Origin of the sequence: Rhodococcus sp. AB351, from assembly GCF_049538275.1 — a bacterium.
Lineage (GTDB): Bacteria > Actinomycetota > Actinomycetes > Mycobacteriales > Mycobacteriaceae > Rhodococcus.
Window position 1 is genome coordinate 183,265 of record NZ_JBMVFW010000002.1, and the last position, 20,435, is coordinate 203,699.

At 68.4% G+C, this 20,435-nt stretch carries 22 protein-coding genes; 8 read left to right on the plus strand and 14 right to left on the minus strand.

Annotated features, from left to right (window positions below; genetic code table 11):
* Window positions 1-32: 32 nt before the first annotated feature.
* The 4 genes from ACPCXD_RS06895 to ACPCXD_RS06910 form a co-directional block, all read right to left on the minus strand.
* Window positions 33-1,628, minus strand: coding sequence for an MDR family MFS transporter (locus ACPCXD_RS06895; protein WP_088898191.1), 1,596 nt, complete (start codon window positions 1,626-1,628; stop codon window positions 33-35).
* Window positions 1,625-2,083 (minus strand): MarR family winged helix-turn-helix transcriptional regulator, encoded by a 459-nt coding sequence (locus tag ACPCXD_RS06900; protein WP_016694457.1) that lies wholly within the window; start codon window positions 2,081-2,083, stop codon window positions 1,625-1,627. The genes ACPCXD_RS06895 and ACPCXD_RS06900 overlap by 4 nt, the downstream gene beginning before the upstream one ends.
* 151 nt (window positions 2,084-2,234) lie before the next feature.
* Window positions 2,235-3,518 (minus strand): class I SAM-dependent RNA methyltransferase, encoded by a 1,284-nt coding sequence (locus ACPCXD_RS06905; RefSeq protein ID WP_423659019.1) that lies wholly within the window; start codon window positions 3,516-3,518, stop codon window positions 2,235-2,237.
* Window positions 3,515-5,512, minus strand: coding sequence for an APC family permease (locus ACPCXD_RS06910; RefSeq protein ID WP_423659021.1), 1,998 nt, complete (start codon window positions 5,510-5,512; stop codon window positions 3,515-3,517). Before ACPCXD_RS06910 ends, ACPCXD_RS06905 begins: the two co-directional genes overlap by 4 nt.
* A gap of 139 nt (window positions 5,513-5,651) precedes the next feature.
* On the opposite strand from ACPCXD_RS06910, the gene ACPCXD_RS06915 reads away from it, so the two are divergent.
* Together ACPCXD_RS06915 and ACPCXD_RS06920 are read left to right on the plus strand one after the other, a co-directional pair.
* Window positions 5,652-6,317 carry a potassium channel family protein gene (locus ACPCXD_RS06915; protein WP_016694460.1) on the plus strand — a complete coding sequence of 222 codons (666 nt, stop codon included), beginning with the start codon at window positions 5,652-5,654 and terminating at the stop codon, window positions 6,315-6,317.
* Between the two features lie 25 nt (window positions 6,318-6,342).
* Window positions 6,343-6,996, plus strand: coding sequence for a potassium channel family protein (locus ACPCXD_RS06920; RefSeq protein ID WP_016694461.1), 654 nt, complete (start codon window positions 6,343-6,345; stop codon window positions 6,994-6,996).
* Between the two features lie 40 nt (window positions 6,997-7,036).
* Here the strand turns inward: ACPCXD_RS06920 and ACPCXD_RS06925 are convergent, their stop codons facing one another.
* Together ACPCXD_RS06925 and ACPCXD_RS06930 are read right to left on the minus strand one after the other, a co-directional pair.
* Entirely contained in the window at window positions 7,037-7,789 is a 753-nt protein-coding gene (locus ACPCXD_RS06925) for a DUF3159 domain-containing protein (RefSeq protein ID WP_229567972.1), read from the minus strand.
* A 75-nt stretch (window positions 7,790-7,864) separates the two neighbouring features.
* Complete coding sequence (locus ACPCXD_RS06930; RefSeq protein WP_016694463.1) at window positions 7,865-8,239, minus strand: OB-fold nucleic acid binding domain-containing protein; 375 nt, start codon at window positions 8,237-8,239, stop codon at window positions 7,865-7,867.
* 183 nt (window positions 8,240-8,422) lie between these two features.
* On the opposite strand from ACPCXD_RS06930, the gene ACPCXD_RS06935 reads away from it, so the two are divergent.
* Window positions 8,423-9,154 (plus strand): alpha/beta hydrolase, encoded by a 732-nt coding sequence (locus tag ACPCXD_RS06935; RefSeq protein ID WP_423659024.1) that lies wholly within the window; start codon window positions 8,423-8,425, stop codon window positions 9,152-9,154.
* A 12-nt stretch (window positions 9,155-9,166) separates the two neighbouring features.
* Here ACPCXD_RS06935 and ACPCXD_RS06940 read toward each other — a convergent pair whose 3' ends face one another.
* Complete coding sequence (locus ACPCXD_RS06940) at window positions 9,167-10,036, minus strand: DUF3710 domain-containing protein (protein ID WP_088898195.1); 870 nt, start codon at window positions 10,034-10,036, stop codon at window positions 9,167-9,169.
* Between the two features lies 1 nt (window position 10,037).
* A complete protein-coding gene (gene dut / locus ACPCXD_RS06945; RefSeq protein WP_016694466.1) occupies window positions 10,038-10,508 on the minus strand; it encodes a dUTP diphosphatase in 471 nt (156 codons plus the stop codon).
* A 126-nt stretch (window positions 10,509-10,634) separates the two neighbouring features.
* On the opposite strand from dut, the gene ACPCXD_RS06950 reads away from it, so the two are divergent.
* Complete coding sequence (locus tag ACPCXD_RS06950; protein ID WP_060650904.1) at window positions 10,635-11,087, plus strand: DUF3093 domain-containing protein; 453 nt, start codon at window positions 10,635-10,637, stop codon at window positions 11,085-11,087.
* A gap of 168 nt (window positions 11,088-11,255) precedes the next feature.
* On the opposite strand, the gene ACPCXD_RS06955 is transcribed toward ACPCXD_RS06950, so the two are convergent.
* Window positions 11,256-11,558, minus strand: coding sequence for a DUF4193 domain-containing protein (locus ACPCXD_RS06955; protein WP_006551346.1), 303 nt, complete (start codon window positions 11,556-11,558; stop codon window positions 11,256-11,258).
* Between the two features lie 361 nt (window positions 11,559-11,919).
* Between ACPCXD_RS06955 and cei the strand changes: the two genes are divergently transcribed.
* Window positions 11,920-12,603 (plus strand): envelope integrity protein Cei, encoded by a 684-nt coding sequence (gene cei, locus ACPCXD_RS06960; protein ID WP_160875979.1) that lies wholly within the window; start codon window positions 11,920-11,922, stop codon window positions 12,601-12,603.
* Window positions 12,604-12,689: 86 nt separating this feature from the next.
* Here the strand turns inward: cei and ACPCXD_RS06965 are convergent, their stop codons facing one another.
* Window positions 12,690-13,580, minus strand: a complete 891-nt coding sequence (locus ACPCXD_RS06965) for an inositol monophosphatase family protein (RefSeq protein WP_160876032.1) — start codon at window positions 13,578-13,580, stop codon at window positions 12,690-12,692.
* Between the two features lie 100 nt (window positions 13,581-13,680).
* Here ACPCXD_RS06965 and ppgK point away from each other — a divergent pair, with 100 nt between their 5' ends.
* Window positions 13,681-14,466 carry a polyphosphate--glucose phosphotransferase gene (ppgK, locus tag ACPCXD_RS06970; protein WP_088898196.1) on the plus strand — a complete coding sequence of 262 codons (786 nt, stop codon included), beginning with the start codon at window positions 13,681-13,683 and terminating at the stop codon, window positions 14,464-14,466.
* Window positions 14,467-14,600: 134 nt separating this feature from the next.
* Complete coding sequence (locus tag ACPCXD_RS06975; RefSeq protein ID WP_016692739.1) at window positions 14,601-15,971, plus strand: RNA polymerase sigma factor; 1,371 nt, start codon at window positions 14,601-14,603, stop codon at window positions 15,969-15,971.
* A gap of 82 nt (window positions 15,972-16,053) precedes the next feature.
* Here the strand turns inward: ACPCXD_RS06975 and ACPCXD_RS06980 are convergent, their stop codons facing one another.
* From ACPCXD_RS06980 to ACPCXD_RS06990, 3 genes are read right to left on the minus strand one after another with little or no spacing between them, the layout of a single operon-like run.
* Window positions 16,054-17,268 (minus strand): cation:proton antiporter, encoded by a 1,215-nt coding sequence (locus tag ACPCXD_RS06980; protein ID WP_016692738.1) that lies wholly within the window; start codon window positions 17,266-17,268, stop codon window positions 16,054-16,056.
* Between the two features lie 9 nt (window positions 17,269-17,277).
* Complete coding sequence (locus ACPCXD_RS06985; protein WP_088898197.1) at window positions 17,278-17,760, minus strand: cation:proton antiporter regulatory subunit; 483 nt, start codon at window positions 17,758-17,760, stop codon at window positions 17,278-17,280.
* A 10-nt stretch (window positions 17,761-17,770) separates the two neighbouring features.
* Complete coding sequence (locus ACPCXD_RS06990; RefSeq protein WP_088898198.1) at window positions 17,771-18,151, minus strand: DUF952 domain-containing protein; 381 nt, start codon at window positions 18,149-18,151, stop codon at window positions 17,771-17,773.
* 258 nt (window positions 18,152-18,409) lie between these two features.
* Here ACPCXD_RS06990 and ACPCXD_RS06995 point away from each other — a divergent pair, with 258 nt between their 5' ends.
* A complete protein-coding gene (locus ACPCXD_RS06995; protein ID WP_006551338.1) occupies window positions 18,410-18,604 on the plus strand; it encodes a DUF7455 domain-containing protein in 195 nt (64 codons plus the stop codon).
* 75 nt (window positions 18,605-18,679) lie between these two features.
* Here the strand turns inward: ACPCXD_RS06995 and ACPCXD_RS07000 are convergent, their stop codons facing one another.
* Complete coding sequence (locus tag ACPCXD_RS07000; RefSeq protein WP_229567969.1) at window positions 18,680-20,407, minus strand: DEAD/DEAH box helicase; 1,728 nt, start codon at window positions 20,405-20,407, stop codon at window positions 18,680-18,682.
* Window positions 20,408-20,435: the final 28 nt, after the last annotated feature.

Below are 20,435 nucleotides of genomic sequence, written 5' to 3' on the forward strand. Positions count from 1 at the left end.
GACGGATCGTCCGCCGGTGAGCGAGGTCACCCTCACGAGGAGATGTCGGCGCGATCTGCCGGCGACTTCTCCTCGACGAGGTCGATGGTGGTGCGCAACGCCTGGTTCGGAATCAGCACCACTGCCACCAGGGTAACGACCGCGAACGCCGCCGCCACGAGGAAGAGGGTCGCCGTCGCGTCGCCGTAGGCGGCACGGATGACTTCCGCCACGGGTGCGGGCAGCTGGGAGAAGTCGAGGCTTCCGCCCGATCCGCCGCCGGAGGTGTCCACACCGAGCTTCGCGAGGCCGTCGGCGGAGATCGTCGCGACGCGGGACGCGAGGATCGAGCCGAGCACCGACACACCGATCGCGCCACCGAAGGTGCGGAAGAAGGCGACCGAGCTGCTCGCGGCGCCGATGTTGCGCACGCTGACGGTGTTCTGCACGGCGAGGACGAGGTTCTGCATCAGCATGCCGGTGCCCAGACCCACGATCGCGATGTACACGCTGATCAGCGTGAGCGAGGTGAGGTGGTCGACCGTGCCGAGCAGGCCGAAACCGACCATCTGCAGGATCGCGCCGCCGATCAGGAAGCCCTTCCACTTGCCGAAGCGCGTGATGAGCTGACCGGAGAGCATCGACGAGACGAGCGTGCCGGCGACCATCGGGATGGTGAGCAGACCGGCCACCGTCGGGCTGTAGGCCCGCGAGGTCTGGAAGTACTGACCGAGGAAGGTCGTGGCACCGAACAGACCGATACCGACTGCCACGGACGCGATGATCGCGAGGCCGGTGGTGCGTTCGGTGACGATCTTCAGCGGGATGATCGGATCGGCGACCTTCGACTCGACGATCAGCGTCGCGACGAGCAGGACGATGCCGGCACCGACGTAGAGGGCGGACTCGAGCGAGAACCACTCGTAGTAGCCGGCCTTACCCGCGAAGGACACCCACACGAGCAGGACGCTCACGGCGGCGGTGATGAGCGTGGCGCCGAACCAGTCGATGCTCACGTTCTCCTTGCGGACGGTCGCGACGTGCAGCGTGCGCTGCAGCAGGATCAGCGCCACGACGGCGATCGGCACGCAGACGTAGAAGCACCAGCGCCAGCCGAGGAGGTCGACGATGACACCACCGAGCACGGGTCCACCCGACATGGCGACAGCCATGACGGCGCCCATGTAGCCGGAGTACCGGCCACGCTGACGGGGCGGGATGATGCTGCCGATGATCGCGACGACGAGAGCGGTCAGACCACCCATGCCGATGCCCTGGATCACGCGGGCGGCGAGCAGGACCGGCACGTTGTGCGCGATACCGGCCAGCACCGAGCCGATCACGAAGACCAGGATCCCCAGCTGGACGAGCATCTTCTTGTTGAACAGGTCGGCGAACTTGCCCCAGATGGGCGTCGACGCGGCGTTCGCGAGGAGGGCCGTGGTGATGACCCAGGCGTACTGGGTCTGGGTGCCGTTCAGGTCGGCGATGATCGTCGGCAGGGCGGTCGAGACGATCGTGCTGCTCAGCAGCGCCGTGAAGAGAGCGGCGAGGAGGCCCGACAGCACGACGAGGATCTCGCGGTGCGTCATCTGCTCCTCGGCTGCCGGAGCATCCGGCTGCGCTCCCGATCCGGAGACTGTGGTCATGAATTGGTCCTTCGAGTATCGATGACGAGCGGAGCCAGGGACGAGGTGAGACGGTCGAGCGTCGTGATGGCGCCCGCGATCTCGTCCTCGTGCCAGTCCGCGAGTTCTGCGGAGAGCCGTTCGGTTCGGCGCTTCTTCACGAGTTCGAGGATCTCGATACCCGCGACCGAACAACTCACCCGATGAGCGCGACGATCGTCGGGATCGGGATGTCGATCCACGAGGCCTCGCTCGACGAGTTCGGCGATCTGTCTGCTCAACGACGACTGGCTGACGCACATTTCGACGGCGAGCTCGCTGGGGCGGCACTCCCCCATCCGTGCGAGCACGAACAGCACCGCGACGAGCGCGGAAGGAAGCACATCGGTGTCGTGGTGCACGAGTGCACCACGCAGCGTGCGACCGAACATGAAGATGGCGTCGGCGAGTTCGTGGGCCTGAGCCTTTTCCGGCACAGCGAACCTCCGTCGGAACGAACTAATTGATTACGTCATGCAACTATACAGATTAGTTGCGTACTACAAGCAATCGTATTTTCATGTCACACCGACTACCCCGATGCGGTCTCCGTCACACCTCTTCCGAGCGGTGCGGCGGGAACCCTGTTCAACGGGTGAACAGACCGATGCATTCCACGTGATGGGTGGAGGGGAACGCCGCGAAGGCCCGGACGTCCGTCAACTCGAATCCGTGGTCCCGGTACAGACCCACGTCCCGACCGAAGGACGCGGGATCACAGCCGACGTGGACGATCCGGCGAGGTCCCGCCGCGGCCACGGCGGCCACCACGTCCTTGCCCGCCCCCGCGCGCGGCGGATCGAGGACGACCACCTCGGGAGCCGGCAGATCGGGGATGATCCGCTCCACCCGTCCGTGACGGAAGGACACCTGATCGAGGTCGGCGAGCGCCTCGATCCCGTCGTCGACCGCGGTCTTCGACGACTCGACCGACACCACCCGGCCGGACGGACCGACCTGCTCGGCGAGCACGGCCGCGAAGACCCCCACTCCGCCGTACAGATCCCATGCCGTCGCACCCTCCGAGGCCCGCGCCCAGTCGGCCACCGCAGCCGAATAGGTCGACGCAGCGCCGCGATGGGCCTGCCAGAAACCGGTCGGAACCAACCGCCACTCGCGCTCGCCGACCCGCTCGACCACGCGTCCCGGGCCTTCGATCACCTTCTCCGGACGAGGCGCGTTCACCGCCGCCCGTCGCGACGCCGCGCCGCGCCGGCCCTGCCGCCGGGCACCCCCCGAGAGGACCGGAGGTGCGATCTCCACCACGTGCCGCCTGCCGTCCGCGTCGAGCACGACCTGCAGCTCCGCTCCCGGCTGCCACACACGATCGGCGAGACCGACGTAGGCGTGCGGATCGATCTGCGGGCACGCAAGTTCCGGGACGACCTCGTTGCTGCGATACCGGCGGTAACCGGGGTTCCCCACCACGTCCACCGCGAGCCGGACCCGGGTGCGCCACAGGGTGCCGTTGGACGCACCGCCCGGCACCTCCTCGACGGTCACTTCCCGGTCCACCCCACCGAGCCGACGCAGTTGTTCGGCCACCACGGCGCCCGTGAAACGGCGTTGAGCCTCGACGGTCATGTGCGAGAGGTCGCAGCAACCCGCTCCCCCCGGGCCGGAGATCGGGCAGACCCGCTCGACGCGGTCCTCGGACGCCTCGAGCACGTCCTCCACGTCGGCGAAACAGAACGACCCGCCCCGATCCTCGGTGACGCGAGCGAAGACCCGCTCCCCCGGCAGTCCGTGCCGCACGAACACGACGCGTCCCTCGAACCGCGCGACACACGCACCGCCGTGGGCGGGATTGCCGAGGATCACCTCGATCCTCCGGCCGGACCAATCCGTGCGCGAGTGTGCCTGACGATTCACCGCGGTTCCTCCTCGTTGTCGAACTGTCGATCCTGCCCGTTCGGGGTGGCCCGCCCCACCGCGCCGGCGTCCGCGGACGAGCGCAGCTGCCAGGGCACACTCGTCACCATCACCCCCGGCTGGAAGAGGAGCCGGCTCTTGAGCCGCAGGGCGCTCTGGTTGTGGAGCAATTGCTCCCACCAGTGCCCCACCACGTACTCGGGGATGAAGACGGTCACGACGTCGCGGGGAGAATCACGCCGCACCCGGCGGACATAGTCGAGGACGGGCCGCGTGATCTCCCGGTAGGGCGACTCGACGACCTTCAACGGCACGGTCAGATCGCTCTTCTCCCACTCGAGGACGAGACGCCGGGTGCTCTCGTCGTCGACGTTCACGGTGATCGCCTCGAGCGTGTCGGGGCGTGTCGCCCGCGCATAGGCGAGGGCGCGCATCGTGGGCAGGTGCAGGGTCGAGACGAGCACGATCGAATGGGTGCGGCTGGGCAGCACGCCGTCCCAGTCCGCCCTCTCGAGTTCCGCGGCGACCGTGTCGTAGTGGTGCCGGATCGCCTTCATGAGCCCGAACGCGACGACCATGGTCACCACCGCGATCCACGCACCGGCGGCGAACTTGCCCGTCAGCACGACCAGCAGCACCACCGACGTGGAGACGCATCCGACACCGTTGATCCACCGCGACCGCGTCATGCGGCCCCGGGCCGCCGGATCCGTCTCGGTGCCCAGTTCCCGCGTCCAATGACGCACCATGCCGGCCTGTCCCAGGCTGAACGCGACGAACACACCCACGATGTACAGCTGGATCAACCGGGTGACCTCGGCCTCGAAGACCCACACGAAGACGATCGCGATCCCGGCGAGGAAGAGGATGCCGTTGCTGAAGGCGAGCCGGTCGCCGCGGGTGTGGAACTGGCGCGGCAGGTAGCGGTTCTGCGCGAGAACCGAACCGAGCACCGGGAATCCGTTGAAGGCCGTGTTGGCGGCGAGCACGAGGATCACGGCGGTGACGATCGTGATCAGGACGAATGCTGCCGGCACCCCCTCGAAGACGGTGTGCGCCAACTGGGAGAGCAGCGTCTTCTGCTCGTAACCCTCGGGTGCACCGCGCAGCTGGGTGTCGGGATGCTCGGCCACCACCACGCCGAGTCGCTCGGCGAGCAAGACCACCCCCAGGAACAGCGTGACGGCGACACCGCCGAGCACCAGCAGGGTCGTTGCAGCGTTGCGTGCCTTCGGCTTCTTGAAGGCCGGCACGCCCGTGCTGATCGCCTCGACACCCGTCAGCGCCGCGCAACCGGACGAGAAGGCGCGTGCGAGCAGGAGGACGAAGGCGAGCGCGGTCAGATCGGTCTGCTCGGCGACGAGTTCGAAGTCCGCCGACTCCGCACGCAGGTCGTCGCCCAGGACGAAGATCCGGAACAGCCCGGCCCCGAGCATCACCAGCATGCAGCCCACGAAGGTGTAGGTGAGCACGGCGAAGGCCCGGCCGGCGCGCCGGAGTCCGCGCAGGTTCACCGCGGTCAGCAACGCGATCGCGACGACGACGAAGAGCACCTTGTGCCGGGCGACGAACGGGACGGCCGATCCGACCGTCGCCGCCGCGGACGACAGCGACACCGCGACCGTCAGGACGTAGTCGACGAGCAGCGCACTGCCCACGGTCAATCCTGCCGTGGGGCCGAGATTCTTCGTGGCGACCTCGTAGTCGCCGCCGCCGGACGGGTAGGCGCGCACGGTCTGGCGGTAACCGGCGATCACGATCACGAGCACGAAGGCGACCGCGAGACCGATCCACGGGGAGAAGGCGTAGGCGGACAGCCCCGCGACGGACAGGACGAGGAAGATCTCCTCGGGTGCGTAGGCGACCGACGACAGCGCGTCGGAGGCGAAGACCGGCAGTGCGGTGCGCTTGGGCAGCAACTCGTGCCCGAGAGTGTCGCTGCGGAAAGGGCGACCCAGCACGAGCCGCTTCGCCGCGGTGGAAAGCTTGGACACGCGCAAAGCCTATGCGGTTCCGGCCCCGAAGTACCCCTCGGCCGGGTCACGACCTCTCGAAGATCGTCACGCGGTACCGTTCGGATCGGCGGTCCGCTGCGGTCCGTCTCGGAAAGATCGACCGGAACGGAGTCCACGGGTGTACGTGGTGGTGATGGGGTGCGGTCGGGTCGGTTCGGCGGTGGCCACCGCTCTCGTCCGGCTCGGTCACGAGGTCGCGGTCATCGACCGCGACGAGAGCGCGTTCGGACGGCTCGGCCCGGACTTCCCCGGGCACACGGTGCTCGGCATGGGCTTCGACCGCGACGTCCTGATCTCCGCCGGCATCGAACGAGCCGATGCCTTCGCGGCGGTCTCGTCCGGCGACAACTCGAACATCATCTCGACGCGCGTGGCCCGGGAGACTTTCGGCGTCGAGCGCGTCGTCGCGAGGATCTACGACGCCAAGCGGGCCGCGGCATACGAGCGGCTCGGCATCCCCACCGTGGCGACGGTGCCGTGGACCACCGACCGTTTCCTGCATGCGCTCACGCACGACAGCGAGACCGCCCGTTGGCGCGATCCCACCGGATCCGTCGCCATCGCCGAGGTGAACGTGCACGAGGGGTGGGTCGGACGACGCGTCACCGAACTCGAGGAGGCCACGGGTTCGCGTGTCGCGTTCCTGATCCGGTTCGGCACCGGACTGCTGCCCGACCGCAGGACGGTGCTGCAGGCCGACGACTCCGTCTACATCGCGGCCGTGTCGGGTTCGGTCTCGGAGGCGATCACGCACGCCGAGAACCCGCCGGTCGACGAGAACTGACCCGTCCACCCGAGAGGAAGCCCACATGAAGGTGGCGATCGCCGGCGCCGGCGCGGTGGGGCGCTCGATAGCGCGGGAACTGCTGCGCAACGCCCACGAGGTGATGCTCATCGAACGCAAGCTCGACCACGTCGAACCCGAGTCCGTGCCGGACGCGACATGGGTCCACGCCGACGCCTGCGAACTCAGCTCGCTCGAATCCACCGGACTCGAACAGTACGACGTCGTGATCGCGGCGACGGGTGACGACAAGGCCAACCTGGTCCTCAGCCTGCTCGCGACCACCGAGTTCGGTGTCCCGCGGGTCGTGGCCCGCGTCAACGATCCGCGCAACGAGTGGCTGTTCGACGAATCGTGGGGTGTGGATGTCGCGGTCTCCACCCCGCGCATGCTTGCGGCGCTGGTCGAAGAGGCCGTCACCGTGGGCGATCTGGTGCGGCTGATGACGCTGCGCAAGGGCGCGAATCTGGTGGAGGTCACCCTGCGCGACACCACCGCGCTCGCCGGGAAACCGGTCCGGAAACTGGAACTGCCGCGCGATACGGCCCTGGTGGCGATCCTGCGCGGGGGGCGGGTGATCGTCCCGCAGCCGGACGACCCGCTCGAAGGCGGGGACGAACTGCTGTTCGTCACGGCGGAGGACGTCGAGGACGATCTCCGGCAGGCGGTGAACCGCTAGTCGCGGAGGCTGTGCCGACTGGTCGCGGAGGCTGTGCCGACTAGTCGCGGAGCCGGTGCTGGCCGGGGAGTCGGTGCTCGTCGCGCGCGCCGTGCTCGTCACGGGACTTGTTCGACAGCGCGTCGTCCGCCGCCGGATCATCGGTCGGTGCGGCGTCGACCGATGCGTCGTCGACCGTCTCCGCGGGCGGGGGTTCGACGATGCGGTCGGCACGCCGGACCGCCCAGAGGGTCACGAGCAGGGCCAGCGCGGTCAGCGGCCAGCCCATGCCGATCCGGGCCACCGCGAGCCAGCCGGTGCGGTCCTCGTCGTAGAGGTGGTTCTGCACGAGATAGCGACCGAGGAAGACCAGGGTCCATGCGAGGGTCGCGACGTCGTACGCGCGCACCGCGGTGTGATGCGAGCGCCACCGCGATCCCTGGCCGTTGAGCATTCCCCAGATCACGCCCACGAGCGGTCTGCGGACGAGCACGGACAACAGGAAGGCGCCCCCGTAGACCAGGCTCGCGTAGATCCCGAAGAGGAAGTATCCCTTCGCATCGCCGGTGCGATGAGCGATGAAGGCACACAGCGCGACTCCGAAGAAGCCCGAGATCGCGGGCTGGATCGGGGTGCGCTGGATCAAACGCCACACGAGCACCGCGAGGGCGACGCCCAGCGCGGACCAGATGGCGACGGTGAGGCCCCAGAGGCTGTTGACGGGGACGAACACCAGGACCGGCAGCGTCGAATAGATCAACCCGCTGATACCACCGAGTTGTTCGAGCATCGTCTGCTGGTTGGTGTCGCTCACTCCTACGAGCCTGCCACATCCGGCACAGGGCCACGACCCCGCATGCACCGGGTTGTCGCCCCCGAGGTGCACCGATCAGGCGGGCTCGCGCAGCTCGTAGTAGGGGTTGTAGATCACCTTGCGTCCGTCGCGTTCGCCGACACGACCGCGCACCGTCAACGTACGCCCGGGCTCGATTCCCGGGATGCGCCGACGGCCGATCCACACGAGCTGGATCGAGTCGGTCCCGTCGAAGAACTCCGCCTCGACGACGGCGGCAGCAGCACGCGAACACGACTCGACACTGCGAAGACGTCCGTACATGGTCACTTCCTGACCGCGGGCGCATTCGACGACGGGTAGAGCGCCCGTGGAGTGCGAGGATTCGGCCATCTCCTCGGCATCGAGTTCTTCGATGTCCTCGGTGAGCCGCCGTGTGAGCCGACGCAGGTAGCCGGCCGGGGAAGCCATAACACGCTCCTGTACGGAAGGGGCACGGATCTCGTGCCACCGGACTCTTCTTCGACCGCCACTGTAGACGCATTCTCGCCGGATACAAGTTGCACGGTGCACACGCGCGTGCAGCCGCCCTTCGTCCTGCTGTGCGGGCAGGTGAGCGCGGTCTCCGGGGGCCGATGGTGCAGGATCGTCCGCATGTCCCACAGCGAATCCCCGGTCCCCCCGACCGTCGGCACCGCGGTCGTGCTTCCCGGCACGGGTTCGGACGCATGCTTCGCCGAGAAGGCGTTCGGCGCCGAACTCCGACGGCGGGGCATCACCCCGATCGCCGTCGATCCGGATCCGCGCGGTGTGGTGGCCAGCTATCTCGCCGCACTCGACGACGCGGCCGGGAACGGACCGATCCTCGTGGGAGGGGTGTCGATCGGAGCGGCCGTCGCGTTGAGGTGGGCGTTCGACAATCCGGACCGGGCCGTCGGCGTCCTCGCTGCCCTACCTGCATGGACCGGCGATCCGCGGGAGGCGCCGGCCGCCGCGAGCGCGCGGTGGACGGCCTCCGAGCTACGGACCCACGGGATCGATGCGGTCACCGCTGCGATGACGGCGTCGAGTCCGTCCTGGCTCGCGCGGGAACTGAGGCGTTCGTGGAGCGCCCAATGGCCCGATCTCCCGGCCGCACTGGACGAGGCCGCGCGCTATCGGGCACTCGACGTCGACGAACTGCGGTCCGTGGCCGTGCCGGTCGGCATCGCCGCCGCGGTGGACGACGCGGTCCATCCGCTCGAGGTGGGGCGGCAATGGGCGCGGGAGATCCCTCGCGCGGAACTCGCGACGGTGACACTCGAACAGGTCGGGGACGATCCCTCCGTGCTCGGGAGGCTGTGCCTCACCGCGCTCGACAGGATCGTCCCCGTCCCGAACCGATGATCGGTCTCGGTGTCAGAAGCCGAGTTGCTGCATCGCCGAACCGGATTCGCCCCGACGCGGCGGCGTCTGCTGGGTGGGCGGAACCTGCTGCGTCTGCTGGGTGGGCTGTGCCGGCGGGGCCGTCCGCGGAGCGGGTTGCGCCGGAGCCGTGCCCTGCTGGGGCGCGGCCTGTTGTTGCTGCTGCGCGGCAGCGGCCTGCTGTTGCTGCTGCTGGGCCGCGACGAGCTGGCGGGTGAGTGCCTCGGGCAGCACGATCGGCAGCGGCGTACGGACGGGATGGGGCTCGGATCCGCGGCGGACGACGGTGCCGGAGATCACCGACCGCGCGATCCCGACGAGTTCGGAGTCGGCTCCGGCGTTCCCGGCGGGCGCTGCGACGACGCAGCGGATCATCCAGCGGAAGCCGTCGACACCGATGAACCGGAGATCCGCGTTCGCGGTCCTGCCGTGCAGTTCGCGGCCCCACGGCCCCGATTCGATGCTGACCTCGGCCTTGTCGTTGCGCAGCGTCTCCGCGAGCTCCGCGGCGACCTCGCGCCACTGTCCCGGCGACTTCGGTGCCGCGTACGCGGAGACCGTGATGCGCCCGAACTGGGTCACGAGGTGGACGTTCTGCGGCGTGCCGTTCGGTGCCATCTCGACCTGGATCTGGCCACCGGCCGGGAGCGGAACGAGCACGGATCCGAGGTCGAGACGGGAGGCCGTCACCGTCTCCTCGTCGACCTCGTCGATGTCGTACGGGCCGGAATCGGCCGCACTTCCGGTGGCGTACTCGTCGTACTCCTCGTCGGAGGGCTCGTCGTACGCGCCGAGGTCGCCGGCGGGTGCGGCGTCGGCCGCCTCGACGTTCGACCCGCGGTCCTTGCGGCGTCGTCCGAACATGTCAGGAACCCTCCTTCACGAGGCCGGCGTGCCCGCCGCTCGATCCGTATCCGCCGCTGCCCCGCGCCGTGTCGTCGAGCTCGTCCACTTCGACGAAGTCGACGAGTTCGACACGCTGGACGAGCAGCTGCGCGATGCGGTCGCCCCGGCGGAGTTCGACGGCGCGCTCGGTGTCGTGGTTGATCAGGCACACCTTGATCTCTCCACGGTAGCCCGCGTCGACCGTCCCGGGAGTGTTCACGACGGACAGGCCGAACTTGGCGGCGAGGCCCGAACGGGGGTGGATCAGGCCGACCGTGCCCACGGGCAGCGCGACGGCGATGCCGGTGCCGACGAGCGCCCGCTCCCCCGGGCCGAGAGTCACGTCGACCGACGTGCACAGGTCCACACCGGCGTCACCGGGGTGGGCACGAGTGGGCACGGGGAGCTCCGGATCGAGCCGGCGCAGCGGTATCGGGGGAAGATCGGTCACGTCGTCCGAGACTACTCGCGTGCCGGGCCGCTCCACCGAGCCGACTATCCTTACGGTGTGTCCCGTTCCTCGCGCACCTCACCGACTACTCCTCCGACGGCCGACGCTCCGACCTTCTCGGAGCGGATGTGGGTACCGTGGTGGTGGTGGCCGATCGGGCTCGGTGTGGCCGCTCTGCTCGCGGCCGAGCTGCACATGGGCGCGCCGGGGATGTACGCGTGGCTGCCCTACGTCCTTCTGCTCCCGGTGCCGATCTGGGTGCTCACCTGGCTCTCACGCAGTCGGGTCGAGGTGGTCGGCGGCGAACTCGTCGTCGGTCGCGCACATCTGCCCGTCGACGTGATCTCGCGGGGTGTGGTGGTGCCGGCGTCGGCCAAGAGTGCCGCGATGGGACGCCAGCTCGATCCGGCGGCGTTCGTCCAGCACCGCCCCTGGGTGCGGACCATGGCGCTCGTCGTGCTCGACGACCCGGAAGATCCGACGCCCTACTGGCTGGTGAGCACGCGGCGGCCTGCCGAACTGCTCGCGGCGCTGGGTTGCGACGAGTCGGGCCGCAAGGACGATCCGACCCGCAAGTAGGGCTGCTCGAACGGGAATCGGCCCCGGATACGACAGGGCCCGGATACGACAGGGCCCCGGATGCCGGGAACAGCGGAGGCTGCCGCGGCGCCGGGGCACGCACGAGGGAGACGCGGGTGACCACGGCGCACCGTCGTCACCCGGCCTCGTTCCGCACCTATGTCCTCATCACGCTGCGCAGTCCCGGCAGATCATGACACCGTTCTCCTCGCTTGCGAGTCTGCTCCGGTGATGCACCAGGAAACAGCTCGAGCAGGTGAACTCGTCGGCCTGCTTCGGGACGACACGCACCGACAGCTCTTCGCCGGACAGATCCGCCCCGGGCAGCTCGAAGGACTCGGCGGTGTCCGATTCGTCGACGTCCACCACCGCGGACTGGGCCTCGTTGCGCCGGGCCTTCAGTTCCTCGAGTGAATCCTCCGACACATCGTCGCTGTCGGTCCGCCGGGGTGCGTCGTAGTCAGTCGCCATTTCCTCTTACCTTCTAGTACTCGTACCGGTAGCCGGCCGGGACACGGACGGTGCTCCCGGCCAGGGCAACGCACGGCCGTCCGTTGGAGTTCCCGACGGGCGTGTCACTGCTGTGGCATACCCGAATTCACTCTGTTTTCGCGCCGCACCGCCCCTTCTTGGACGGTTCGGCCGCCGAACAATAGCCGACCTCACGCACGAATATGCAATCGATGCGTGGAAACGCCGGAAATTGTCGGGCAATCGTCATCAACAACACAACGACTCGTGACATTTCCTCGGGTCGGCGGTTCCACCGACCACGTCCACGACCTCTACAGTGAGTGCGACGAACCCGGCATGACACGAGAGGCAGGGCCGCGTGGTTTCCCTGATCACCGAAGGAAGCGCAAACGATGATCGCGGCCGCCCGTTCCGTCGGCGCCGGGTGGTCCCGGCCGCCGTCGCGGGTGCCGTCCTCGCCGCCGCCACCATCGTCGTGTGGACCTCCGTGTTCACCTCGTCCGAACCCGTCACGACCACGGTGGCGTGCAATGCTCCTCCGACCGAGGCCACCGATCCCGAAGGCCCGCAACCGGCCCCACTCGGCGAGGTCGTGGACCGGTCGACGCTGCTCGAGGTCGAACCCGCTCCCCTGGCGGCCACCCGGGTGCGCGTCTACAACGCCAACGGCGAACGCGGCCAGGCCACGCACGTGGCCGCCCAGTTGAGCGATTACGGTTTCTCGAGCCCGCCCGACGTGCAGGCCGGCAACGATCCGGTCTACGTCGACCAGAACATGCAGTGCCAGGGGCAGATCCGCTTCGGCGAGGCCGGACGCGCGGCTGCGTCCTCGGTGTGGTTGCTCGCCCCGTGCGCCGAGTTGGTGCAGGACACACGCGAGGACGACACGGTCGATCTCGCGCTGGGGACCTACTTCCGGGACATCTCCCCCGGGGCGGATGCCGAGGAGGTCCTGCGAGCGCTACGCGAGGTCCCGGTGGGCGAGCAGACGGCTCCGCTCGACCTCGATCTGCTCACGGCCGCACGCAATGCCCGGTGCTGAATCTCTTTTCACAGACCGTGCATCCTGTTTTTCGTCACTACTGCGATAAAAGGTGACGAACGGCAATTCGTGATGTGACGAATCGGTCAATTCGGAATTGGGTCGAGCGCTCCGATTTCGGCGAGCAGAGTTTCGAAATCGGCGGCGATCCCCGGCGCGGCCGCGACCGTGAGCTCGCCGTCGTCCCCGGTGCCGTTCGGGACACGTACCACGGCACCGGCTTCCGCGGCGACGAGCGCACCCGCCGCCCAGTCCCAGGGACCGAGTCCGTGTTCGTAGTGGGCGTCGACCCTGCCGGCCGCGACCATGCACAGGTCCAGGGCGGCCGCTCCGACCCGCCGGATGTCGCGCACCCGCGGTAGCAGCGCCGCCACCAGTTCTCCCTGCCGTGCACGCCGTTCCGAGGAGTACGAGAACCCGGTGGCCACGAGCGCCAGCTGCAGATCCGTTATCGGATTACAGCGCAACGGGACCCGCGTGCCATTCGTTTCGAGATGGGCACCGAGACCTTCTGCCGCCGAGAACGTCTCCCCCGATGCGATGGCGACGACTGCGCCGGCCACCGAGCGTCCGTCGACCTGCGCAGCCACCGACACCGCCGACGCCGGGAGTCCGTAGACGAAGTTGACGGTGCCGTCGATGGGATCGACCACCCAGACGACGCCTCTCGCAGTCGACGTTCCAGCGTCGCCTCCGGTCTCCTCCCCCAGGAAGGCATCCCCGGGCCGCAGCACGGCAAGTCGGCGCCGGATGAGCTCTTCGCTCTCGGTGTCGGCCACTGTGACGGGATCGGTCACTGTCGACTTCGTCCCGACACGGGTGATCTCGCCCGATCCCGGAGGGCCGAACAACGTGGCCCTACGTCCTCGTACGTAGGCTGCGGCCTCCCGCGCGACGGTCACGGCGACGTCCCTCAAGCCGGACAACTCGGATGCGGAGAGCGTTCTCTGTGTATGCACGAACCGATCCGAACACAGCGCCGAGCGTTTCGCCAGTGTGTGCCGCACCGGTCACACGGGCATTATCGTTTCCACACGAGCGGAGCAGACGGCCCCACCCAGCGAGAGGAAGTACGCAATGGCACAGGACGTCCCCACGGACCGATCGACTGCCGTCAACCACGGGTTCGGAGTCGACATCGGGGGCAGTGGCGTCAAGGGTGCCGTGGTGGATCTCGACACGGGCCGTCTGGTAGGCGACCGGATCAAGATCCTCACTCCGCAACCGTCCACTCCGGAGGCCGTGGCGAAGACGGTGGCGCAGATCGTCGAGCAGGCCGGCTGGACGGGCCCCGTCGGCGTGACACTGCCGAGCGTGGTCACCGGAGGCGTCGCCCGCACCGCCGCCAACATCGACAAGTCGTGGATCGGCACCGACGCCGGATCCCTCTTCTCGCGGGTGCTCGGCGACCGGGACGTCTCGGTGCTCAACGACGCGGATGCCGCGGGGATCGCCGAGGACCGCTTCGGTGCCGCCAAGGACACCGACGGCGTGGTGATCCTGCTGACCTTCGGCACCGGGATCGGTTCGGCCGTGCTGCACAACGGTGTACTGCTGCCCAACACCGAGTTCGGACACATGGAGGTCGACGGCAAGGAGGCCGAGCACCGCGCCGCTTCGTCGGTCAAGGAACGCAACGACCTGTCGTACAAGCAGTGGGCGAAGGAGGTCTCCCGCGTCCTCACCCGCTTCGAGGCCCTGCTCTGGCCCGACCTGTTCATCGTGGGCGGTGGTATCAGCCGCAAGCACGAGAAGTGGGTCCCACTCCTGACCAACCGCACCCCGGTGGTCCCCGCCGAACTGCGCAACGCGGCGGGAATCGTAGGGGCTGCATATGCTGCGAAAACAGGTGTCACTCCCTGAGTCCGGCGCATCGGCTGCCCGAGGGATCGTTACAATGGTCCCCAGCAGGCCGGAACCGGCCCCCATCCCGACAGACCTCTCCGCCGGAATCACTCTGGCGCGACGCCGCACTACCTCGTCACGAAAGGGCGTACGTGGCAGCCACCGACATCCACACCGCTGATTCCGCCAACGAATCGGCACCCGTTGCGGACGCTTCGAGCGTCGCAGGCGCTGCGGACTCCGCGGAGGGCACCGCTCCCGGTGCCAAGCCGCCGGCGAAGAAGACCGCTGCGAAGAAGGCCCCCGCGAAGAAGGCAGCCGCCAAGAAGGCTCCTGCGAAGAAGGCAGCCAAGAAGACCACCGCGAAGAAGGCAGCAAAGAAAGCCACGAAGGCTGCAGGTTCGGGCGACGAGGACTTCGACGCCACCGAGGAAGCGGACCTCGCAGACCTCGAGGTCTCGGAGGGTGATCTCGCCGGCGCCGAGGATGTCGTGGTCGACGACGACGAGCCCAGCGAGAAGGACAAGGCCTCGGGCGACTTCGTCTGGGACGAGGAGGAGTCCGAGGCGCTGCGTCAGGCACGTAAGGACGCCGAGCTCACCGCATCGGCCGACTCCGTGCGCGCCTACCTCAAGCAGATCGGCAAGGTCGCCCTCCTCAACGCCGAGGAGGAGGTCGAGCTCGCCAAGCGCATCGAGGCCGGTCTGTACGCGACCCACATGCTGCAGCAGCTGGCGGAGAAGGGCGAGAAGCTCCCCGTCGCCCAGCGCCGCGATCTGAACTGGATCTGCCGCGACGGCAACCGGGCCAAGAACCACCTGCTCGAGGCGAACCTCCGCCTCGTCGTCTCGCTCGCCAAGCGCTACACCGGCCGCGGCATGGCGTTCCTGGACCTCATCCAGGAAGGCAACCTCGGTCTGATCCGCGCGGTCGAGAAGTTCGACTACACCAAGGGTTACAAGTTCTCCACCTACGCCACCTGGTGGATCCGTCAGGCCATCACCCGCGCCATGGCCGACCAGGCCCGCACCATCCGTATCCCGGTGCACATGGTCGAGGTCATCAACAAGCTCGGTCGTATCCAGCGCGAGCTGCTCCAGGATCTGGGCCGCGAGCCCACGCCCGAGGAGCTCGCCAAGGAAATGGACATCACGCCGGAGAAGGTGCTGGAGATCCAGCAGTACGCGCGTGAGCCCATCTCCCTCGACCAGACGATCGGCGACGAGGGCGACAGCCAGCTCGGCGACTTCATCGAGGACTCCGAGGCCGTCGTGGCCGTCGACGCCGTCTCCTTCACCCTGCTGCAGGATCAGCTGCAGTCGGTGCTCGAGACCCTGTCCGAGCGCGAAGCGGGCGTCGTGCGTCTGCGCTTCGGCCTCACCGACGGCCAGCCGCGCACCCTCGACGAGATCGGTCAGGTCTACGGCGTGACGCGCGAGCGCATCCGCCAGATCGAGTCGAAGACCATGTCGAAGCTGCGCCACCCGTCGCGGTCGCAGGTGCTGCGCGACTACCTCGACTGATCTCCGTCACGCGGAACAGTCATACGGAACGAGGGCCATCCGATGGGGTGGCCCTCGTTCTGCGTTCCGGGCCACAGGCCCGCTAGAGGAGTTCCGGCTCGTCTCCGGGAAGGCGCTGGCGCCCCTCGCGTCCGGGGAGCCGTGCGGATGCGAACCGCATGACCGGTTCGACGACACGCGCGGCCACCGGACCGAGCACCGCGGTGATCATCACGTATGCCGAGGCGAGAGCCGCGAGGCGGCTGTCGACGTGGCCGGAGGCGACGGCCAGTCCGGCGATCACGATGGAGAACTCTCCCCGGGCGATGAGTGCGGCGCCGGCGCGCGCCCGGCCCATCACGGCGATACCGTGATGGGCCGCCGCGATCCATCCGGTGACGAGCTTCGTCAGCGCGGTCAGCACGGCCAGCAGGACCGCCCAGCCGAGCACCGGCGGTATAGCCGTCGGATCGGTGTTCAGTCCGAAGAAGACGAAGAAGATGGCGGCGAACAGGTCGCGGAGCGGTTCGAGGACCCGGACCGCGTTGTGTGCCGTCGAACCGGAGATGGCGATGCCCAGCAGGAAGGCTCCCACGGCCGCCGACACCTGCAGGGCCGACGCGATCCCCGCCACCAGCAGCGCTGCGCCGAGCAGCTTGAGCAACAGCGTTTCCCGGTCGGGGCTGTCGAGCACGACCGAGACGTAGCGTCCGTACCGCACCACCAGGACCAGCACCACGGTGACGAGACCGAGCGAGATCGCGACGGCTTCGAGGCCGCCGAGCAGGCTCACGCCCGCCAGGATCGCGGTGAGGATCGGGAGGTAGACGGCCATCGCGAGATCCTCGAAGACGAGAATCGACAGGACGACCGGTGTCTCACGATTGCCGAGGCGTCCCAGATCGGCGAGAACCTTCGCCACGATCCCGGACGACGAGATGTAGGTCACGCCCGCGAGCACGAAGGCACCGATGGGACCGAGACCCAGGATCAACGCGACGGCGGCTCCCGGCACCGCATTCAGAGCAAGGTCGAGCAGGCCTCCCATCCGGGAGCGTCTCAGGCCGCTGATCAACTCGTTCGCGGTGTACTCGAGCCCGAGCAGCAACAGCAGCAGGACCACGCCGATCTCGCTGGCGAGGTGACTGAACGCCCCGATGTCGCCGAGTTGGATGAAGCCACCGTTGCCGAAGCACAGGCCGCCGATCAGATAGAACGGGATCGGCGACATGCCGATCCGCGCCGCGAGCCGGCCGAGGACGCCGAGTCCGAAGAACACCGCACCCAGTTCGATGAGTGCGAGTGTCGTGGTGTTCATTCCGCGGGATCAGCCGTTGCGCAGGATCCTGGCGGCAGCGTCGAGACCGTCCGCTGTGCCGACCGCCACCAGGATGTCCCCACCCGTGAGGACGAAGTCGGGTGTCGGGGACGGCATGACCTGACCGGCACGCATCACGGCCACGACCGACACGCCGGTGCGCGTGCGCAGCGCCGTGTCGCCCAGTACCGCTCCGTCGAACCGCGAATCCTCGTGGATGTGGAGCTGGCGAGTGAGGATTCCGGGCAGGTCGCGGTGGTCCTCACGCAATTGGGCGACGAGCTGTGGGGCACCGAGGAGATTGCTGAGCGTCGCTGCCTCCTCGACGGTGAGAGGCAGGGAGGCGGCACACGCGTCGGGGTCGCCCGCCTTCGAGATGATGAGGTCGCTGTGACCGTCCCGATGGGTGATCACCCCGATGCGGCGTCCGGAGGCGAGTTCGAAGTCCTTGCGTACACCGATCCCGGGTAGCGGCGTCACGTCGACGATCATGGCCGAAAGACTAGTCCTCCGGACCGACGACGTCCGCCTGCTCCCGGTCGAGGGGTGCGAACCGGCCGTCCGGTCCCGGCAGGTAGGGCATCACCTCCACCACGGCATCGACGGGCAGCGGCCCGTAGAGGTGGGGGAAGCGCATGGACTCCGGGTCCCCCGGCACGCCGGGTTCGAAACGGAGCGGGTCGACGAGACGCGTCGGATCGACATGCAACAAGAGCAGATCCGTACGGCCTGAGTACAAGCGGTCGGCGGGCAGGTGCACCTGGTGCGGCGTGGAGAGGTGGACGAAACCCTGGGTCCCGAGGGACTCCGGTGCGACCGCCCCGAGGGGTCGGAAGTGGTCCCACTCGTCGCGGGAGATGATGTGCAGCAGGGTCTCGGTCATGGCGTCATTGTGCGTCGGACGGCCTCTCCGGGGCGTTCCCGGCCCCCTGGAGCTCTGCGCTGTGAGCGAACACACTGTGCGGAAAACGGCCATGTCGCAGCGTTTTCGCTGTTCGATGCGTGAAACACGCCACCATTGGGCATCCAGGGGAACAACACGTGAATACGAATCGTCTGTCAGAGTAGATCCACCGCGCCGGCCGGTGCGGCGGACCAGACCCCGGCACCCGATATGAGCGGTGGCCAGTTTGGAGGAGTCATGCCCGGTACGTTGACCAGCCCGAAGTTGACCGCTGCAGATCGCTGCGATCGGTGCAATGCCGCCGCTCGTGTCCGCGCCGTCCTTCCGACCGGCGGAGAACTGTTGTTCTGCGGGCACCACGCGAACGAGCACACCGACCGCCTCCGTGAACTCGGAGCGACGATCGTGAGCGAGTCCGACGCCACCGTGTGATCCGCCGTCCGGAACCACGGTTCCGAGACCCGACCGAACGGGCGACCACCTCGAGGTGGTCGCCCGTTCTCGTCGTCACCAGCTGCGCAGGATCGCGATCCGGTCGCGCAGTTGCTCGGCGGTCGCCATCGCCGTCGGCGGACCACCGCACTGGCGACGCAGTTCGCCGTGGATCACCCCGTGCGGCTTCCTGGTCCGGTGGTGCACGACCGCGACGAGCGAATTGAGTTCGCGGCGGAGCTGGGCGAGGGTGTCGGCGGTTTCGACCCGCTCGGTCACCTGGGGCGGCGGAGTGGGTGCCGGTGCGGCCTTCGGCTTGTTCAGCTGCTGTTCCTGACGCTGACGCAGCAGTGCCCGCATCTGTTCCGCGTCCAGCAGACCCGGGAGTCCCAGATAGTCGGCCTCCTCGTCGGAACCGGCGAATGTCGCGGTGCCGAACGAGGATCCGTCGTAGATGACCTGATCGAGTTCGGCGTCCGCTCCGAGCGAGTGGTAGGCCTTCTCGTCCTCGCCGGGTTCGTCCTTGCGCCGGTTCGCGTCGGCGAGCAGCTCGTCGTCGAAGCCCTCCTTGACCCGGTGCGGCTTGCCGAGGATGTGGTCGCGCTGGGCCTCGAGCTGGCTGGCGAGCTCGAGCAGCACCGGCACGGACGGCAGGAAGACACTGGCGGTCTCCCCCTTGCGCCGCGACCGCACGAAGCGGCCGATCGCCTGTGCGAAGAACAACGGGGTCGAGGCGCTGGTCGCGTACACACCCACCGCGAGTCGCGGGACGTCGACGCCCTCGGACACCATGCGCACGGCGACCATCCACCTCTGGTTGCCCTCGCTGAACTGCGAGATGCGCTCGGAGGCGGTGGGATCGTCCGAGAGCACGACGGTCGGTATCTCGCCGGTGATCGACTCGAGGATCTTCGCGTACGCCCGCGCGGTGGTCTGGTCGGTGGCGATGACGAGGCCACCGGCGTCCGGCATGCCGCCGGCACGCAGCTGCTGCAGACGGGTGTTCGCCGCCCCCAGCACCGCGGGAATCCAGTCGCCCTGGGGATCGAGGGCCGTCCGCCACGCCCGGGCCGTCTGCTCGGCGCTGAGAGGCTCCCCCAGCCGCGCGGTGAACTCCTCCCCCGCACTCGTGCGCCAGCGCGCCTCGCCCGAGTACGCGAGGAACACGACGGGGCGCACGACGCCGTCGGCGAGCGCGTCGGCATAGCCGTAGGCGTGATCGGCCTTGGACTGCAGCAGACCGTCCTCGTTCGGCTCGTAGCTCACGAACGGGATCGCACTGTCGTCGCTGCGGAAGGGTGTACCGGTCAGCGCCAGACGGCGGGTCGCGTCCCCGAACGCCTCGAGGATGCCCTCACCCCAGCTCTTCGCGTCGCCACCGTGGTGGATCTCGTCGAGGATCACCAGGGTGCGGCGCCCCTCCGTACGCACGCGGTGCTTGAACGGATGCGAGGCAACCTGCGCGTAGGTGACCACGACGCCCTGGTAGTCGCTCGACGTCTGTCCGGTGGAGTTCGTGAAGTTCGAGTCGAGCGCGATACCGATGCGGGCCGCAGCACCCGCCCACTGGTGCTTGAGGTGCTCGGTGGGGGCGACGACCGTGATCTGGTCGACCGTCCGGTCGCGCAACAGCTCCGACGCCACCCGGAGGGCGAAGGTCGTCTTACCGGCGCCGGGGGTCGCGACGGCGAGGAAGTCACGCGGCTTCGTCGCGAGGTACTTGGTGAGGGCGCGGCGCTGCCAGGCACGCAGCTGGGCCACAGGGGCGGAGGTCGTAGCTTGTCCGACGGTTTCGGTGCTCACCGGTTTCTCGTGCTCCTTGTCCGCTTCG

Bases quoted from the DNA above. Each gene is read 5' to 3' on its own strand.
- ACPCXD_RS06895 (WP_088898191.1), bottom strand. From the start codon at position 1,628: ATGACCACAGTCTCCGGATCGGGAGCGCAGCCGGATGCTCCGGCAGCC.
- ACPCXD_RS06920 (WP_016694461.1), top strand. From the start codon at position 6,343: ATGAAGGTGGCGATCGCCGGCGCCGGCGCGGTGGGGCGCTCGATAGCG.
- ACPCXD_RS06930 (WP_016694463.1), bottom strand. From the start codon at position 8,239: ATGGCTTCCCCGGCCGGCTACCTGCGTCGGCTCACACGGCGGCTCACC.
- ACPCXD_RS06935 (WP_423659024.1), top strand. From the start codon at position 8,423: ATGTCCCACAGCGAATCCCCGGTCCCCCCGACCGTCGGCACCGCGGTC.
- ACPCXD_RS06940 (WP_088898195.1), bottom strand. From the start codon at position 10,036: ATGTTCGGACGACGCCGCAAGGACCGCGGGTCGAACGTCGAGGCGGCC.
- ACPCXD_RS06950 (WP_060650904.1), top strand. From the start codon at position 10,635: ATGTGGGTACCGTGGTGGTGGTGGCCGATCGGGCTCGGTGTGGCCGCT.
- ACPCXD_RS06955 (WP_006551346.1), bottom strand. From the start codon at position 11,558: ATGGCGACTGACTACGACGCACCCCGGCGGACCGACAGCGACGATGTG.
- ppgK (WP_088898196.1), top strand. From the start codon at position 13,681: ATGGCACAGGACGTCCCCACGGACCGATCGACTGCCGTCAACCACGGG.
- ACPCXD_RS06980 (WP_016692738.1), bottom strand. From the start codon at position 17,268: ATGAACACCACGACACTCGCACTCATCGAACTGGGTGCGGTGTTCTTC.
- ACPCXD_RS06985 (WP_088898197.1), bottom strand. From the start codon at position 17,760: ATGATCGTCGACGTGACGCCGCTACCCGGGATCGGTGTACGCAAGGAC.
- ACPCXD_RS06990 (WP_088898198.1), bottom strand. From the start codon at position 18,151: ATGACCGAGACCCTGCTGCACATCATCTCCCGCGACGAGTGGGACCAC.
- ACPCXD_RS06995 (WP_006551338.1), top strand. From the start codon at position 18,410: ATGCCCGGTACGTTGACCAGCCCGAAGTTGACCGCTGCAGATCGCTGC.